The sequence below is a fragment of the Corynebacterium tuberculostearicum genome (assembly GCF_032821615.1).
Taxonomy (GTDB): Bacteria; Actinomycetota; Actinomycetes; order Mycobacteriales; family Mycobacteriaceae; genus Corynebacterium; species Corynebacterium tuberculostearicum_H.
In genome coordinates this window covers 111236-126650 of sequence record NZ_JAVBIF010000004.1, presented here as the reverse complement: position 1 = coordinate 126650, position 15415 = coordinate 111236, and the positions used below count along the sequence as shown (strand labels likewise).

General features: G+C 59.0%; 11 protein-coding genes and 1 pseudogene. 4 read left to right on the top strand and 8 right to left on the bottom strand.

Annotated features, from left to right (window positions below; translation table 11 throughout):
- Nucleotides 1-45: 45 nt before the first annotated feature.
- Nucleotides 46-1221 (top strand): HNH endonuclease signature motif containing protein, encoded by a 1176-nt coding sequence (locus RAE09_RS05170; RefSeq protein ID WP_316981130.1) that lies wholly within the window; start codon nucleotides 46-48, stop codon nucleotides 1219-1221.
- On the opposite strand, the gene eno is transcribed toward RAE09_RS05170, so the two are convergent.
- The 3 genes from eno to RAE09_RS05155 all read right to left on the bottom strand — a co-directional run bounded on the left by eno (nucleotide 1211) and on the right by RAE09_RS05155 (nucleotide 3939).
- Nucleotides 1211-2488, bottom strand: a complete 1278-nt coding sequence (gene eno, locus RAE09_RS05165; RefSeq protein ID WP_316981129.1) for a phosphopyruvate hydratase — start codon at nucleotides 2486-2488, stop codon at nucleotides 1211-1213. The two genes, RAE09_RS05170 and eno, sit on opposite strands and share 11 nt — an antisense overlap.
- A gap of 90 nt (nucleotides 2489-2578) precedes the next feature.
- Entirely contained in the window at nucleotides 2579-3340 is a 762-nt protein-coding gene (locus RAE09_RS05160; RefSeq protein WP_316981128.1) for a lytic transglycosylase domain-containing protein, read from the bottom strand.
- An 11-nt stretch (nucleotides 3341-3351) separates the two neighbouring features.
- Nucleotides 3352-3939 carry a MazG nucleotide pyrophosphohydrolase domain-containing protein gene (locus RAE09_RS05155; RefSeq protein WP_316981127.1) on the bottom strand — a complete coding sequence of 196 codons (588 nt, stop codon included), beginning with the start codon at nucleotides 3937-3939 and terminating at the stop codon, nucleotides 3352-3354.
- A gap of 57 nt (nucleotides 3940-3996) precedes the next feature.
- On the opposite strand from RAE09_RS05155, the gene RAE09_RS05150 reads away from it, so the two are divergent.
- A complete protein-coding gene (locus RAE09_RS05150) occupies nucleotides 3997-5472 on the top strand; it encodes an amino acid permease (protein WP_316981126.1) in 1476 nt (491 codons plus the stop codon).
- On the opposite strand, the gene mfd is transcribed toward RAE09_RS05150, so the two are convergent.
- From mfd to RAE09_RS05125, 5 genes and pseudogenes are all read right to left on the bottom strand, one after another.
- Nucleotides 5473-9111, bottom strand: a complete 3639-nt coding sequence (gene mfd, locus RAE09_RS05145) for a transcription-repair coupling factor (protein WP_200436283.1) — start codon at nucleotides 9109-9111, stop codon at nucleotides 5473-5475.
- Nucleotides 9112-9717: a TetR/AcrR family transcriptional regulator gene (locus RAE09_RS05140; RefSeq protein ID WP_040425065.1), complete on the bottom strand. Its 606-nt coding sequence runs from the start codon at nucleotides 9715-9717 to the stop codon at nucleotides 9112-9114.
- 347 nt (nucleotides 9718-10064) lie between these two features.
- A pseudogene (locus RAE09_RS05135) lies at nucleotides 10065-10811 on the bottom strand (IS3 family transposase); the annotation flags it as partial.
- 305 nt (nucleotides 10812-11116) lie between these two features.
- Nucleotides 11117-11665, bottom strand: coding sequence for a hypothetical protein (locus RAE09_RS05130; RefSeq protein ID WP_157749122.1), 549 nt, complete (start codon nucleotides 11663-11665; stop codon nucleotides 11117-11119).
- A 188-nt stretch (nucleotides 11666-11853) separates the two neighbouring features.
- Nucleotides 11854-12570, bottom strand: a complete 717-nt coding sequence (locus RAE09_RS05125) for a trimeric intracellular cation channel family protein (protein WP_200436282.1) — start codon at nucleotides 12568-12570, stop codon at nucleotides 11854-11856.
- A 122-nt stretch (nucleotides 12571-12692) separates the two neighbouring features.
- On the opposite strand from RAE09_RS05125, the gene RAE09_RS05120 reads away from it, so the two are divergent.
- Nucleotides 12693-13889: an MFS transporter gene (locus RAE09_RS05120; RefSeq protein ID WP_005323653.1), complete on the top strand. Its 1197-nt coding sequence runs from the start codon at nucleotides 12693-12695 to the stop codon at nucleotides 13887-13889.
- 67 nt (nucleotides 13890-13956) lie between these two features.
- Nucleotides 13957-15402 (top strand): bifunctional UDP-N-acetylglucosamine diphosphorylase/glucosamine-1-phosphate N-acetyltransferase GlmU, encoded by a 1446-nt coding sequence (glmU, locus tag RAE09_RS05115; RefSeq protein WP_316981125.1) that lies wholly within the window; start codon nucleotides 13957-13959, stop codon nucleotides 15400-15402.
- Nucleotides 15403-15415: the final 13 nt, after the last annotated feature.

Genomic DNA, 15415 nt, shown 5'->3' with positions numbered 1-15415 from the left:
GAAATTCGATTGGGTGTGCGATTTATTCCAGAGGGGGAACTTTCCGTGACAGCCGGCGACGCACCACCAAAGAACGCCTATTTTTCTACCAATAACCTCGACGATACGGTTTGCGTTTTGGGCATGCTCCAACGCATTCAATCCTGGCAGCTATACCAATCCGTGCTTCCGCGATTAGAAAACGATGTCGAATGCACTACCACTGCTTTAGCTAAGCGGGTGGGCTTGAGCTACTGGCGCGTCTTATCCGCTCTGCGCTCTCACCTGCGCATGCGTGAGTTGCCGTTAACCACGGCGGTACAGACCGAACATTGGATTCTTGACCTCCCGCGGCTGCACGTTATTGATGCCGAGCTTGCCCCGCTTGGCGACGACGCCGAGGGCATCCAACTAGTCGATGCCGCCCTTGCAGACTTCCTCACCCCAAAGGAACCTGCCCAACATGTCCCCACGGAATCTGAAATCCGTAGATTCTTGCGCGACTACATCGACGGAATTCTCAAGCCAGAAATTGAGAAGGAAATCGAGCGATCCGTTTCCATTTCTTATTCCAAAGGCCAAGCCACCATCACCCTGAAAACGGATAAAGCAACCGCCAGTACTATTTCACGACACATCGATAAAGCAGCGCGAAAGAAGAACATCACCAAGCCAGAGGCTTTGGAAGCGCTGATTTTTAATCGCACCCAGACAAAAGTAGTTATAAACACCTATGCAGCGGGTGACGATGCTTCTCGGGTATACATACCTTCGGCGGGATGGTGCGTTCTTACGGAGCATTTAAGCAATTACTCGATGACTCGCGAGTTGTGCCCAGAAGAAACTTCCTCCTACGTTCCCACCGAACAAATCAGGACATGGGTCCACGGTCGCGATGCCACGTGCCGTTGGCCAGGGTGTTCCATGCCTGCACATTACTGCCAGCTTGATCATCGAGTGGAGTATGCCGACGGCGGACCGACGAGCGTCGATAATCTTGTCACTCTCTGTCAACACCACCACAACGTGAAGACCGATGGTAGGGCACGCTACATCATGGATCCCATCACTGGAGACGTTGCGTGGCTCTTTTCGGACGGCACCTTCGAAATTGACCGTGCCCAAGGGCCTTTAGCGCCGCGAACCGTGAATTGGAAGCAAACCTGGCAGCAATACCTAGACATGCGAAAGCGCCCCCGCGGCAATGCGAGGGCGCTACGAAAGGAGGCGATTAAGCCTTAAAGCGCGGGAAAGCGGAGCGGCCGGCGTAAACTGCGCCGTCGCCAAGCTCCTGCTCGATACGCAGCAGCTGGTTGTACTTAGCTACACGCTCGGAACGTGCCGGTGCGCCGGTCTTGATCTGGCCGCAGTTCAGAGCAACAGCCAGGTCCGCAATGGTGGTGTCCTCGGTCTCGCCGGAGCGGTGGGACATCATGGTGCGGTAGCCGTTGCGGTGAGCCAGCTCGACTGCGTCGAAGGTCTCGGTCAGGGTACCGATCTGGTTGACCTTAACCAGCAGGGCGTTGGCAGCCTTCTTTTCAATGCCCTCCTGCAGACGAGCAGGGTTGGTGACGAAGAAGTCATCGCCGACGATCTGCACCTTTTCGCCAATCGCGGCGGTCAGGGCGGTGTAGCCATCCCAGTCGTCTTCCTGCAGCGGATCCTCGATGGAGACGATCGGGTACTGGTCGATGAGGTCCTCGTAGACCTTGGACATTTCTTCAGCGGTGTGCTCGCCACCCTCGAAGTGATACTTGCCGTCCTTGAAGAACTCGGAGGAAGCAACGTCGAGTGCCAGGGCTACGTCCTTGCCGGGCTCGAAGCCGGCCTTCTTGATGGCGTCCACGATGACGTCAAGAGCAGCCTTGGCGGAGTCAACGGAAGGAGCGAAGCCGCCCTCGTCGCCCAGACCGGTGGACAGGCCCTTGTCCTTTAGCACTGCCTTCAGTGCGTGGTAGACCTCGGCGCCCATACGCAGAGCCTCGGCGAAGGACTCCGCACCAATCGGAGCGATCATGAATTCCTGGACGTCCACGCCGGAGTCAGCGTGTGCGCCGCCGTTGAGGATGTTCATCATTGGCACCGGCAGTACGTGTGCATTCGGGCCGCCGATGTAGCGGTACAGAGGCAGTGCAGCGGACTCTGCAGCGGCCTTGGCTGCGGCGATGGAAACGCCCAAGATAGCGTTAGCGCCGAGCTCAGACTTGTTATCGGTACCGTCCAGCTTAATCAGTGCCTGGTCAATGAGGCGCTGGTCGTCGGCTTCGAAGCCAGCAATTTCGTCGGCAATCTTCTCGTTGATGTTCTCAACAGCCTTCAGAACACCCTTACCCTGGTAGCGCTCGCCACCGTCGCGCAGCTCGTGAGCCTCGTGCACACCGGTAGAAGCACCGGAAGGAACGCCGGCAACACCGCGGGCGCCGTCATCAAGGAAGACCTCGGCCTCGACGGTTGGGTTACCACGGGAATCAAGAATTTCGCGGGCGAAAGTGTGGATGATGTCAGCCATGCTGTTTTTCACTCCTCATAAAAAAGTTCGCTCTGGACCAGCCGGCCCAGCTACGTTGTCAATTGTTGCAGAAAACTTTACTGTGTGACACTACTTTGCGCTTTGCGGAACCGAGTAGGCATTGGCGGCGTGTGCAACTTTATGCAAATACTCGCTGGACTGATTGTAATTTAGGACTGCTTCCTCCCACTGTTCTGGGTTAGAGAGATCTCTATCACCAAAACATAAAAGTCCGGCGGCGCCAACTGCGGCGTCGTCGATTTGGTTGGGGTCCGCCTTCCCATCGCCGTTGGCATCAGCGCCCACCGATTCCCACGTGGTCGGGATAAATTGCATCGGGCCGACGGCGCGGTCATATTCGGAATCCCCATCGATTTCGCCGTTATCGGTATCTGGGGTGTGCGCCGTATTGTTCAGGCCATCGAGGGCGATGCCGTTGATGGGTGGCTGGGGGTAGCCGGCGTCGTCAAGCTTGGAGGGCTTAAACCAATTGCCGTTGTAGGTGCCGTGGCGGGTCTCCACGTAGCCCAGGCCGGCAAGGGTATTCCACCGCAGATGGCAATTCGGCCATTTTTGCTGAGCTATGAGTTCGGCGTTGCCATAAGCGCGCAGGGCGGCCGGTGGGATGCCCGTCTGCTCAGCTAGGTCAGAGGCCCAGTAGGTAAGCTTATCCGCGGTGCGGCCGGGGGCGTTGACGTCAATATGCGCGACCTCTTTGCCCTCAACGGGCGGAATGTTCTCCGGTACGGGCTCCTGTGAAGTGCCGTGCCCCGTCAACAGCCATGCCACCAGCGCGATTATCACGGCTACGGCCACCCCGCAGCCCCCGAATATCTGCAGCAGCCTCTTCATGAGAAGCCATCCTACATTCCCTTGCCTTCGCGCCACAGCCTCTCTTGCGTGTCAACGTCGACAATCTCCGTGGTGCCATCAAATAGGTATGGGGCGCGGGCGCGCATTTTGGTGAGGAAGCTCTGGGCGACGTCGTCAAGCGAAAAGGTGGAGATTTCCGCATGGAAAAGTACTTGGAGGAAGATATCGCCCAATTCCTTGAGCATCTCGCTTTCCGGCTCGCGATTGCGCACGGCCGCGGCGAATTCGGCGGACTCCTCCTCGAGATAAGGCAAGAGTGAGGTATGGGTTTGCTCGCGCTCCCACTCCCCAATGCGCCGCGCCGTGGCCATGGTCTGGCGCGCTTGCATGATGGGATCTGCGAGGGATTCGGCGCGAATGACAGGCTCGCCGCTAGCAAGGCGGGCGCGAGTTTCCGGATCGTGTTCGTCGGTGCTTACCAAGGTGCCGGTGGCGTCCTCGCCTACCAGCAGATCGGAAAAATTCCACCGTACGGACACGGGTACCTCACCCGTGAAGTGGACGGGGCCACGCAGCTTCCCGTATGCCTGCATGGGGATCATGGTGGGCCAGCGTTCATCGAGCAACAGCACAGTCATGTGCACAAAGTCTAGCCCGAGTTCCCATTATGGGGCTATTCAAGGTATTTTAGGCCAATGACCTCCAGCCAGAATAGATCCCACTCCGTGACGTTGTGGACCCTCGTCGCGCTGATTATCGGTTCCACCGTGGGCGCGGGTATTTTCTCGCTGCCCCAAAACATTGCCTCCGTTGCCGGCCCAGGCGCGATGCTCATTGGCTGGCTGGTAGCGGGCATCGGCATGCTGTCTGTGGCGTTTGTTTTTCAAATTCTGGCCCGCCGCAAGCCGCACCTTGATTCTGGCGTTTATTCCTACGTGCGGGCCGGCCTCGGCGATTTTATTGGTTTTACCTCCGGCTGGGGCTACTGGCTGGGCTCCGTTATGGCGCAGGTGGGTTATGCCACCCTCTTTTTCAATACCTTGGGCCATTACCTGCCGCTTTTCGACGCCGACCATTACTGGACCTCCGCCATCGCCGTCTCCCTCCTATCCTGGGGCATTTTTGCGGTACTTGCCCGCGGCATTAAGCAGGCCGCGTTCATGAACCTCATCACCACAATTGCCAAGATTGTGCCCATCCTGGCCTTTGTGGTGCTCATTGCGTTCCTCGGGTTCAGCTGGGATAAATTCACCTTGGATTTCTGGGGACGCGCGTCTGAGGCCAGCGTTTTCGAGCAGGTCCAGGGAATCATGCTCTTTACCGTGTGGGTCTTCATCGGCGTGGAGGGAGCATCCGTTTATTCCAAGCAGGCTTCTAAGCGCACCGACGTCGGCCGCGCGACCGTCATCGGTTTTTTCGCCGTGCTGGCACTGCTGGTTTCCGTGTCTACCTTGAGCTTTGGCGTGATGACCAAAGAAGAACTAGCCGCATTGCCAGATAATTCCATGGCCTCCGTGCTCACCGAGGTCATCGGCCCCTGGGGCGGCGCGCTGGTGTCTATTGGACTGTGCTTGTCGGTTTTGGGTGCCTATGTCTCCTGGCAGATGTTGTGTGCCGAGCCCATCGTGATGATGGCCATCGACGGCCTCATTCCCCGCCGCATCGGAACCATCAATGTGGCGGGTGCGCCGTGGGTAGCGCAGCTGATTTCCACGATGGCGATTCAGCTATTCATCATCGTCTTTTACCTCAACGAGGCGTCCTATAACGCCATGGTGCAGCTGGCAACCATCATGTACTTGCTGCCCTATATCTTCTCTTCCCTGTACCTGCTGCTCTTGGCGCTGCGGGGCAAGGGGCTGTCTCACCCGCAGGCGGGTATCAAGTTCGATCTTTCCGGACCAGAGGTAGGCCGCAAGGATAACCGCAAGCACTTGGTCATTTCTTTGCTCGCGTTTATCTATTCCCTGTGGCTGATTTATGCGGCCGACCTCGTCTACGTCCTGCTCGGCGCTTTGGCCGTGGTTCCAGGCCTCATCCCGTATGTCGGTACCCGGTTGTGGAAGAAGGAACGCATCTTCAACACCTTCGAGTGGTGCGTGGTGGCCATTGTCTTTGCCGGTGCCGCCACCGCCATTTGGGGCTTGAGCACCGGCTGGCTCACCCTCTAGCTACTCCCCTACGCTGACCACGTTCGAGGTGGGCTGGGCGCCGCTGACGTTGATGGGGTCGACGTCGAAAAGCGCGCTTAGGAAGTCCGCCGCCCACTGAATGAGCTCGGTATCGCGCAGCTTCGGGGAGGTGACATTGCGCCCCGCCTTGGGGAACGGCACGTTGATTGCCTTCGCCGCCGCGCGGAAGCTGGAGCCCGGATATAGGCGCTTGAGACGCACCTGCTTGGAATCCGGCAGCTCCACCGGGTGGAACTTGACGCGGGTGCCCTGCACGGTGATATCGGAAATGCCGGCGCGGCGTGCTTGATGGCGCAGGCGGGCAACGGAAAGCAGGCGCAACACCTCTTGCGGCAGTGGGCCGAAGCGGTCTTCCATTTCCTCGATGACGGCTTTGAGATCATCGTCATTCTGCGAAGCCGCAAGCTTGCGGTAGACCTCCAGGCGCAGGCGCTCGGAGTCGATATAGCCTTCCGGAATATGCGCGTCCACGGGGAGATCGATGCGGATTTCCTTCGGGCCCTCATCGGTAACGGTGGGGGCCTCGCCGCGGGCGAGCGATTTGAAGGTCTCGACCGCCTCGCCAACGAGCCGCACGTAGAGATCGAAGCCCACACCGGCAATGTGGCCGGACTGTTGGGCACCGAGCACGTTACCGGCACCGCGCATCTCCAAGTCCTTCATGGCTACGGCCATGCCGGCACCAAGGTCGTTGTTTTGAGCGATAGTGGCCAGGCGGTCATAGGAGGTTTCCGTGAGCGTGGCCCCCTTGGGGTACAGGAAGTAGGCATAGCCGCGCTCGCGGGAGCGGCCCACGCGCCCGCGCAGCTGGTGCAGCTGGGACAGGCCCATATGGTGGGCGTTTTCCACAATGAGGGTATTCGCGTTAGCGATATCCAGGCCGGTTTCCACGATGGTGGTACACACCAATACGTCGTACTCACGATCCCAGAAACCCTGGACGGTCTGCTCGAGCACCTCCTCGTTCATCTGGCCATGCGCGACGACGACGCGGGCCTCCGGTACCAGGTCGCGCAGCTCGCGGGCCTTCTTTTCGATATCAGAGACTTTGTTGTGGATGAAGAAGGTCTGACCATCGCGCAGCAGCTCGCGGCGGATGGCCGCGGCTACCTGCTTGTCCTCGTAAGCGCCGACATAGGTTAGCACCGGGTGGCGGTCTTCCGGTGGGGTCAGGATGGTCGACATCTCGCGGATGCCAGCCATGGACATCTCCAAGGTGCGCGGAATAGGTGTCGCGGACATGGTAAGCACATCCACGCTGGCCTTGAGCGCCTTGATGTGTTCCTTGTGCTCCACGCCGAAGCGCTGCTCCTCGTCCACGACGATGAGGCCGAGGTTCTTCCAGTGCACGCCGGTCTGGAGGAGGCGGTGGGTGCCGACGACTATATCGACGCTGCCATCGGCCAGCCCCTTGAAGATGTCTTTCGCTTCCTTCTTCGAGGTAAAGCGCGAAAGCACCTCAATCTTGACGGGGAAGCCGGTCATGCGCTCGCTGAAGGTATCAAAGTGCTGCTGCGCTAGCAGCGTGGTGGGCACGAGGACCGCTACCTGCATGCCGTCTTGCACGGCCTTGAAGGCGGCGCGGATGGCCACCTCGGTCTTGCCGTAGCCCACATCGCCGACGACGACGCGGTCCATCGGCACCGTGGACTCCATATCGTGCTTGACGGCGTCGATAGCCAGCATCTGGTCTTCGGTTTCGACGAAGGGGAAATTATCCTCCATCTCCGCCTGCCACGGATTATCCGGGGAGAACTGGTGCCCCGGCGCGGCCTGGCGCTTGGCGTAGAGCTCGACCAGCTCGCCGGCGATTTCGCGTACGGCGGCGCGCGCCTTCTTCTTGGTGTTCTTCCAGTCGGAACCGCCCATCTTGGACAGGTGGGGCGATTCGCCACCGGTGTACTTGCTGAGCAGATCCAGCGAGTCCATGGGAACCCAGAGCTGATCGGCGGGCTGACCACGCTTGGAGGGCGCGTACTCGAGCACGATGTATTCGCGGCGGCTGGTTTCATCGCCGGACTGGATGGTGCGCTCGGCCATCTTGAGGAACTTGCCGATACCGTGGGTCTCGTGCACCACAAAATCGCCCTGCTTGAGGGCAAGCGGGTCAACCTTATTGCGGCGTTTGGCGGGCCGGCGCTTCGCTTCGGCGATATCGCCTACGCGGTTACCGGTCAGATCCGTCTCGGTTACAACGACCAGTGGGAGGGCCTCGGCATCCTTGGGCTTTTTCACCTTGGGAAATACCAGGCCGGCGTGGCTTAGTGCTTGGTAGAGGGTGACTTCACCGGCGGTGGGCTCCCAGCCAGGGGTGGCCACCTTGGTGCGGATGCCTTTTTCTGCAAAGCGATCCACCATACGCTTGATGGCACCTTGCGCCGGCGCGATGAAGGCTGCCCGGCCGCCGGCATTGGTGTGCGCGAGGAGTTGGGCCATCATGGCATCGATTTCTTCGATATTGCCGCGCGGGGTGGGCCCTGGCTCGAATTCGAGCGGGAGGGTCTCCTCTTCCGGGGCGGCGAGCATTCCCGGTGGGGAGAAAGTCCACAAAGGCAGGCTGGACTCGCTGATGGAGACCTCGAGCGACTCATAGGAGCGATAGCTGGATGCCTCGGTATCGAGCCCTTCGGTAGCCAGCGGGCCATCGGCACCCATGGCCGCGGCCTCCCAACCGGCAGCGAGGAATTCCGCATCGGTCTTTTCTAGATCTGCCACGCGGCGGCGAATCTTTTCCGGGCCGACCATCACCACGTGGGTGGTGGGGCGCAGGAATTCGGGGAGGGTGATCATGGGGGCGTCAGAAAGCGCGGGCAGGAGCGCCTCCATGCCTTCGGCCGGGATGTGCTCGCTTACCTTGGTCAGCAGCTCCACCAAGGCGGGATTGCCGGGGTGCTTAACGGCGAGATCGGCCGCACGCTTGGCAATGGCGTCCGTAATAGGCAGCTCGCGGGCCGGGAAAATGTCTACGCGGCCCACCTCGATTTCCGGAATGGTGCGCTGGTCAGCCACGGAGAATTGGCGGATATCGGTAATCTCATCGCCCCAAAACTCCACGCGGACCGGATAATCCAGCGTGGTGGGGAAAATATCGATGATGCCGCCGCGCGTAGCATACTCGCCGCGCTTAGCCACCATGTCTACGTGCTTATAGGCGCGGAACCCGAGCTCGCGGACTACCTCATCAAAGTCATATTCATGATCTTCTTCGAGGTGGACGGGAGCGCGGCCCTCCACCTCCTGCAGGATGGGCTGGGACAGGCCGCGGGCGGCGGTGACGATGACCTGCAGGCTATCGAGATTGTGCAGAACTTCAGCGCGGCGGCCGATGATGTCTACACCGGGGCTCAGTCGCTCGTGCGGCAGGGTCTCCCAGGCGGGGAACATGGCCACCTTCTCCCCCAGCATCGCCGTAAGCTCCGCCGTAAGGTCCTCAGCCTCGCGGCTCGTGGCGGTCACCACGAGCACTGGGGCGTGATGGGCCAAGGTGCCCAGGGCCCATGGCCGGGACTGATCCAAGCCCGTGATGTGGAGGTCTTCGCCCACATGAGAAATCATGCCCTTGAGCTTGGGATCCGAGGCCGCTACCTTGAGCAGGCCGGCCAGCATTGGGGTCGCCATTTATTTGCCTCCTAGCTTGGGCTTTACTTCCATACCGGACAAACCATTCCAGCATAGATTGACAATATGCGTGGCGACGACTTCCTTATCCGGATTGCGCTCATCCAGCCACCATTGCGCGGTGGTCGATACCATCCCCACCAGCGCTTGGCCGTAAATATCCGCCAAATCTGGGTCGATGCCACGGTGCTCAAATGCTTCCCGCAGAATATAGGAAACCTGGCCCACCGCGGAATTCAACAGCGTGGAGAAGCTGCGCTCGTCACCGGGCTTGGCATCGCGCACCAGGATGAGAAAGCCATCAGTTTCTTCCTCAACATAGGTCAAAATGGCCATGACGGCCTGCTCGATGCGCTCGCGCCAGCTGCCGGTCTCCAAGGAATCAGTAATGACCTTTTCCAGGGCCAGCATCTCGCGGTCAACGACCACCGCGTAGAGGCCTTCCTTGCCCCCGAAGTGCTCATAGACTACGGGTTTGGATACCCCGGCGCGTGCCGCGATCTCTTCGACGCTGGTTCCTTCAAAGCCTAGTTCCGCGAATGCGGCGCGTCCGATGGAAATGAGTTGTTCGCGGCGTTCCCGGCCGGTCATCCTTTGTCGAGCCATGCCCTCTACCCTATCCTTTGCCCCGCAATTTGTGATTTACCCGGGGGCGTCAGGTACGCTATGCCTACAGCTTTTGCTGTGTTTCCCCATGGTGTAATCGGCAACACTACGGTTTTTGGTACCGTCATTCTAGGTTCGAGTCCTGGTGGGGAAGCTGTTAGGTTACCCTCTTCTACCTGTGTTTATGCTGCTGGGAGGGGGTTTCTACGTTTTCGGCTATGCCGTGGTTTCCGGTGGTTTCCTGCCCCGTATGTCGTGGAATTGCATGGCCGTTTAAGCCCCCTAAAACGACAAAAAGACCCCCACCCCGCGCTGAACTGGCCCCCGAAAGTTGGACTGGTTTAATTCTAGGCGGTTAGGGCTTCAAGGGTCTGATTTCGATATTGCATCGGGGTCAGACCCTTGAGTCGTTGTTGGATGCGTTCGGTGTTGTACCACTGGATGTACTCGTCGATCGCCTGGTTGAACTCTGCGACGGTGTCGAAGACTTCTCCGTGGTACATCTCGGTTTTTAAGTGCCCGAAGAAATTCTCCATGACCGCGTTGTCGTAACAGTTGGCTTTACGCGACATCGACTGAACACCACCGTTGTCATGAATCAAGTTGCGCCAGGACGAATGCTGGTACTGGAAACCTTGATCGGTATGCATCATCCACCCAGGCTCAGGCGCACACGTTTTAATCGTCTTAGTTAAAGAATCGGCGGTAAACGCTGTCGACGGCGATGTAGCCACGGTATGGGCAACGATTGAACGGTCGAACAAATCCATCACCGGTGATAGGTAGACCTTGCAGCCTGCGACCCTGAACTCGGTGACGTCGCTGACAAAGACGGTATTTGGCTTATCTGGAGTGAACTTGCGGTCAAGTGTGTTGTCGGCAATGTGGCTGATCGTCCCGTTATAGGAAACATATGGCCTGCGTTGGCGGATCTTGGCTCGAAGCCCCATCTCGCGCATGAGTTTGTAGACGAGCTTGTGGTTGACCACCCACCCCTGGTTGCGCAGGTCAAGTAGCACTCGTCGGTAGCCATAGCGATGCTTGTTACGCTCGAAGCTTTCCCAGATCGCGTCTTTGAGCGCAGCGTGCTTATCTGATCTGGCCCCCAAAAGTTGGACTGTTTTAGTTCTTGGTTTGATGGTGCGTTGAAGCGGGCGCAGGCTAAGGATGCGTCTATAGAGCGGGTGACGCCACATGGTTTGCGGCATGTGGCGTCGGAATTGCTGGTGAATGCGGGGGGCGAACGTGAAAGCGGTGGAGACTCAGATGGGTCATGCGTCGGCGACTATGCCCCTCGATACCTACAGTGATCTGTTTGATGATGGTTTGGATGTGGTGGCACAGCGTTGAACGATGGTTTTCTGATTCCAGTTCTAAACCATCATCCAACGTTTCGTCTCTACGCTGATTCCTTATCTGAAGATGATTTTTCTTTACTAGGTGCAAACACAGCAGCTAAAGCGACGACATCAATCGCGACAAGGAACCCAGCCAGCCACGGCTTATCTAGGTATGCGCACCAGCCCGCTAGCAATAGGACAGCGACGACTGAAATAATTCCTAGGATCTGTCCGCGGGAAGCCAATTCGTAGGAATTGTCGACTGTTTGCCTACGGACATAATTGTCCGTGCCAATAGAGGACTTTGTAGTCTCGAGCCATGCGTCATAGACTTCGGGAGCTCTTTCCCGCAACTGTTCAGCAACTTCGGGGTCTGGGTAGTATTGCCGGAATTCTTGGTGGATAAGCGGTATTAGCGCTTGGATGAGAGTGCGGTCTGAAACTCCCTGCCCGTTCGGAATGCCGCTGTTGAGAAGTTCGTCGAGCGAGTTGCCGGTGACATCCTGTATGTCGCTTTGACTGTTTTCAGTCCCCGCAGATCGAGGATGCTCGCCATCCCGATGAGGATCGGGTTGGTCGTTCGGTTGATTCGGATTGTCACTGGACATGTCACCTCGTTTCTCGTGAAGCATCGATTATGACTCAATTTTACCTCAATTCAAAGTCTTTTTCTCACAACGATCTTTATGGCCGCGGGTGCGAGTTATTTTGTTTTATGTCGTCAAAATATCGTCAGATGAGGAGGTTTGCCGAGCTGAGCAGAGCATTTAACAAGGTTCGAGTCCTGGGGAAGCTTTTAGTTTTTCTTCCTACCGCGGCGAAAGCCTTTGAGCTCGGCTTTCTTCGCAATAGCCGCCACTTGGACGGCCGTGTAGTTGACGGGGGCTACACCGGCGCGGGGCAGGACCCAGCCGCGCCAATAGGACACGATGGCCATGCCACTGCCGACGATCGGCGCGACCACCATGCCGAGTGCAAACTGTCCGTAACCGGCAAAGGTAACCATGACGATGCCGGTGAGGATAGAGGGCACGGCATACAGGGGGCTGCCGCCAAAGATGGAAGGGATTTCCCCGGAGGCAATATCGCGGACCATTCCCCCGCCCACTGCTGTCAGCACGCCCAGAAAGACACAGGGAATAAGTGGCATGCCGTGGGTGAGCGCTTTAACGCAGCCGGTGGTGGACCACACGCCGAGAATGATGGCATCGCCGTGTTCGCGGAATAGCTCCCACGCCTTGCCCTTGAGATCGATAAGAAACGCTATGAGAGCACCGCCGCAAGCCAGGCCGAGGTACCACGGGTCTGAGATCGCTGCCGCTGCTCCATCCCCGATGAGCATGTCACGGATCATGCCACCGGCCAGCCCAGAAAAGAGGGCGAGGAACACGAAGCCCACGATGTCGAATTCGCGGCGGCGGGCAAGGGTGCCGCCAATGATGCCGTTCAAAACTACGCCGAGAAGATCGAAGGCTTGGTAGAGCGAATTGATGAGGGGATCGACATCGTGCATGATTCTTAGGCCTCCTGCCGCGCGGGTAGAATTTCGGCGTGACTGCGGCCGTCTTTTACTCTCCGGCGTGTCAGCATGGCTCTTATTTAACCAACTCGTTTCTCTGAAAGATCGCATTTCTCATGTCTAAATCCAACGCCCGGTATTTCATCTGGTCCAATGGTCTGCAAAATTTGGGCGATCAGATTGTTGCTGCCAAGACGGTGCTGCCTGCGCTCTTTAGTGCGGCCGGAGTGCCTGCCTTCTTTACCGGTCTGCTCACCCCTATCCGCGAGTCCGGTTCGATGCTCCCGCAGGCGGCGCTGACCCCGTGGGTGACTACCTATAGGGCCCGCAAGCGCCTGTGGATTATCGGTTCGCTGGGACAAGCGGTATCCGCCGCGGTCATCGCGCTCGCGGCATTTTTTACCCGCGGGGCGGTATTGGGCGTGGTGGTGCTGGTGGCCTTGGCGGCGCTGTCCCTCTTCCGCGCGCTGTGCTCGATTGCGGGCAAGGACGTGCAAGCGCGCACGATTTCTAAGGGCGCACGCGGCCGAGTGACCGGTAGCGCGGCAGCCCTCGGTGGCGGTGCCACTTTGCTGACCGGCATTATCCTTTACTTTCTCGGCGAGCTCAGCATTCCCATGATGGGCACGGTCCTCGCCGTTGGTGCGGCCACGTGGGCCATTGCCGCGTGGGTCTTTTCGCACGTGGATGAGCCGGTGCCAGAGGAAGCCGAAGGGGGCATCGATAAGCGCTGGTGGCAAGATACCTGGCAGCTTTTTACCAGCGACGGCCAATTTCGTAACTTCGTCATCGTCCGCGCGCTGCTGCTCGTTTCGGCGCTATCGACCTCTTTTATTGTGCTGCTCAGCAGCAACCTTTCTGGGCTCTACGGATTCGTGCTAGCTTCCGGCCTAGCCTCCCTGGTGGGCGGGCGCATCTCCGGCGTGTATTCGGATAAGTCCTCTAAGAACACCATGGCCGTGGGCGCGGCCGTGGCTTCCGTCGTGCTGGTGCTTTTGGTCGCCAGCTCGCACTGGGCACCGGATGCGGTCAATGCCTGGGTCATGCCGATTGGCTTCTTCGCCGTGAACCTGGCGCACACGGCTATTCGCGTGGCGCGTAAGACCTACGTGGTGGATATGGCCGGCGGCGACAAGCGCACCCAGTATGTGGGTGCGGCCAATACGATGATGGGCGTTATCTTGCTTATCGTCGGTGGCATTTCCTCCGTGGTGGCACTGGCCGGACCTGAGGCGGCGCTGCTCTTCCTTGCCCTCATTGGTTTCCTCGGTGTGTGGCGCGCCCGCGGCCTGAAAGAGGTTTCTCACACATAAATCGCACTTGGGCTATAGGATGTAGTCCGGATAAGAATCAGACTCGACCCCAGGAGTTCAATAACCCGTGGTAGCAACAACCTCGTGTGCTGTCGTCGTCCTTGCGGCTGGCGCCGGCACCCGCATGAAGTCCACTAAGCAGAAGACCTTGCATGAGATTGGCGGTCGCACTTTGCTCGGCCACGCTCTGCATGCTGCGGCCGGGATCAACCCGGAGCGCATCGTGACGGTGGTGGGCCACCAGCGCGATCAGGTCTCCCCCGCCGTGGATGCCATCGCCCAGGAGCTGGACTGCGAGGTACTGCAGGCGGTGCAGGAAGAGCAGCTGGGCACCGGTCATGCCGTGGCCTGCGGCTTGGAGCCGATTCCGGACTTCGAGGGCACCGTCATTGTCACCAACGGCGATGTCCCGCTGCTTACCCCAGAGACCATCGAAGGCCTGCGCACCACCCACACCGAGCAGGGTAACGCGGTCACTGTGCTCTCGATGCGCCTCGATGACCCGACCGGTTACGGCCGCATCATTCGCGCTGAGGACGGCAGCGTGTCTGCCATCGTGGAGCAAAAAGATGCCACCGAAGAACAGCGCCAGGTCAATGAGGTCAATTCCGGCGTTTTCGCCTTTGATGGGCGCGTGCTTGCCGACGCCCTCCAGAAGCTCGACTCCAATAACGCCCAAGGCGAGCTATATATCACCGATGTGCTGGAGATCGCCCGTACCGCTGGGCACGGCGTCGGCGCGCACGTAGCAGCAGATCCGGCCGAGCTCGCGGGCGTCAATGACCGCGTGCAGCTTGCCGCTGCCGGCCGTGAGCTCAACCGCCGCATGGTAGAAAAAGCGATGCGCGGTGGCGCCACCATCGTGGATCCGGAAACCACCTGGATTGGTGTCAACGTCACCGTGGGCTCCGATGTCATTATTCACCCAGGCACGCAGCTGTGGGGCGCTACCAGCATCGCCGATAACGCCGAAATCGGCCCCGACACCACCCTGACCAATATGCAGGTGGGCGAAGGCGCTTCCGTCGTGCGCACCCATGGCAGCGATTCTGTCATCGGCACCAACGCTAAGGTCGGCCCGTTTACCTATATCCGCCCGAAGACCGTGGTGGGCGAGGACGGAAAGCTCGGCGGCTTCGTAGAGGCAAAGAACGCCCAGATTGGCCGCGGCTCCAAGGTTCCACACCTGACCTATATCGGCGATGCCACCGTGGGCGAGCAGTCCAATATCGGCGCTTCTTCCGTCTTTGTAAACTACGACGGCGTAAACAAGCATCACACCACCATCGGCAGCCACGTGCGCACCGGTTCTGACACAATGTTTATCGCTCCGGTCAATGTCGGTGATGGCGCATACTCCGGTGCGGGTACAGTAATTAAAGACGATGTTCCTGCGGGAGCACTCGCAGTCTCCGGTGGCAAACAGCGCAACATCGAGGGCTGGGTTCAAAAGAAGCGTCCGGGTACGCCCGCGGCTGATGCCGCAGCCCGTGCGCAGGACAACGAAAAGTAAGGGGCATATTCTC

Bases quoted from the DNA above. Each gene is read 5' to 3' on its own strand.
- eno (WP_316981129.1), bottom strand. From the start codon at position 2,488: ATGGCTGACATCATCCACACTTTCGCCCGCGAAATTCTTGATTCCCGT.
- RAE09_RS05160 (WP_316981128.1), bottom strand. From the start codon at position 3,340: ATGAAGAGGCTGCTGCAGATATTCGGGGGCTGCGGGGTGGCCGTAGCC.
- RAE09_RS05155 (WP_316981127.1), bottom strand. From the start codon at position 3,939: ATGACTGTGCTGTTGCTCGATGAACGCTGGCCCACCATGATCCCCATG.
- RAE09_RS05150 (WP_316981126.1), top strand. From the start codon at position 3,997: ATGACCTCCAGCCAGAATAGATCCCACTCCGTGACGTTGTGGACCCTC.
- mfd (WP_200436283.1), bottom strand. From the start codon at position 9,111: ATGGCGACCCCAATGCTGGCCGGCCTGCTCAAGGTAGCGGCCTCGGAT.
- RAE09_RS05140 (WP_040425065.1), bottom strand. From the start codon at position 9,717: ATGGCTCGACAAAGGATGACCGGCCGGGAACGCCGCGAACAACTCATT.
- RAE09_RS05130 (WP_157749122.1), bottom strand. From the start codon at position 11,665: ATGTCCAGTGACAATCCGAATCAACCGAACGACCAACCCGATCCTCAT.
- RAE09_RS05125 (WP_200436282.1), bottom strand. From the start codon at position 12,570: ATGCACGATGTCGATCCCCTCATCAATTCGCTCTACCAAGCCTTCGAT.
- RAE09_RS05120 (WP_005323653.1), top strand. From the start codon at position 12,693: ATGTCTAAATCCAACGCCCGGTATTTCATCTGGTCCAATGGTCTGCAA.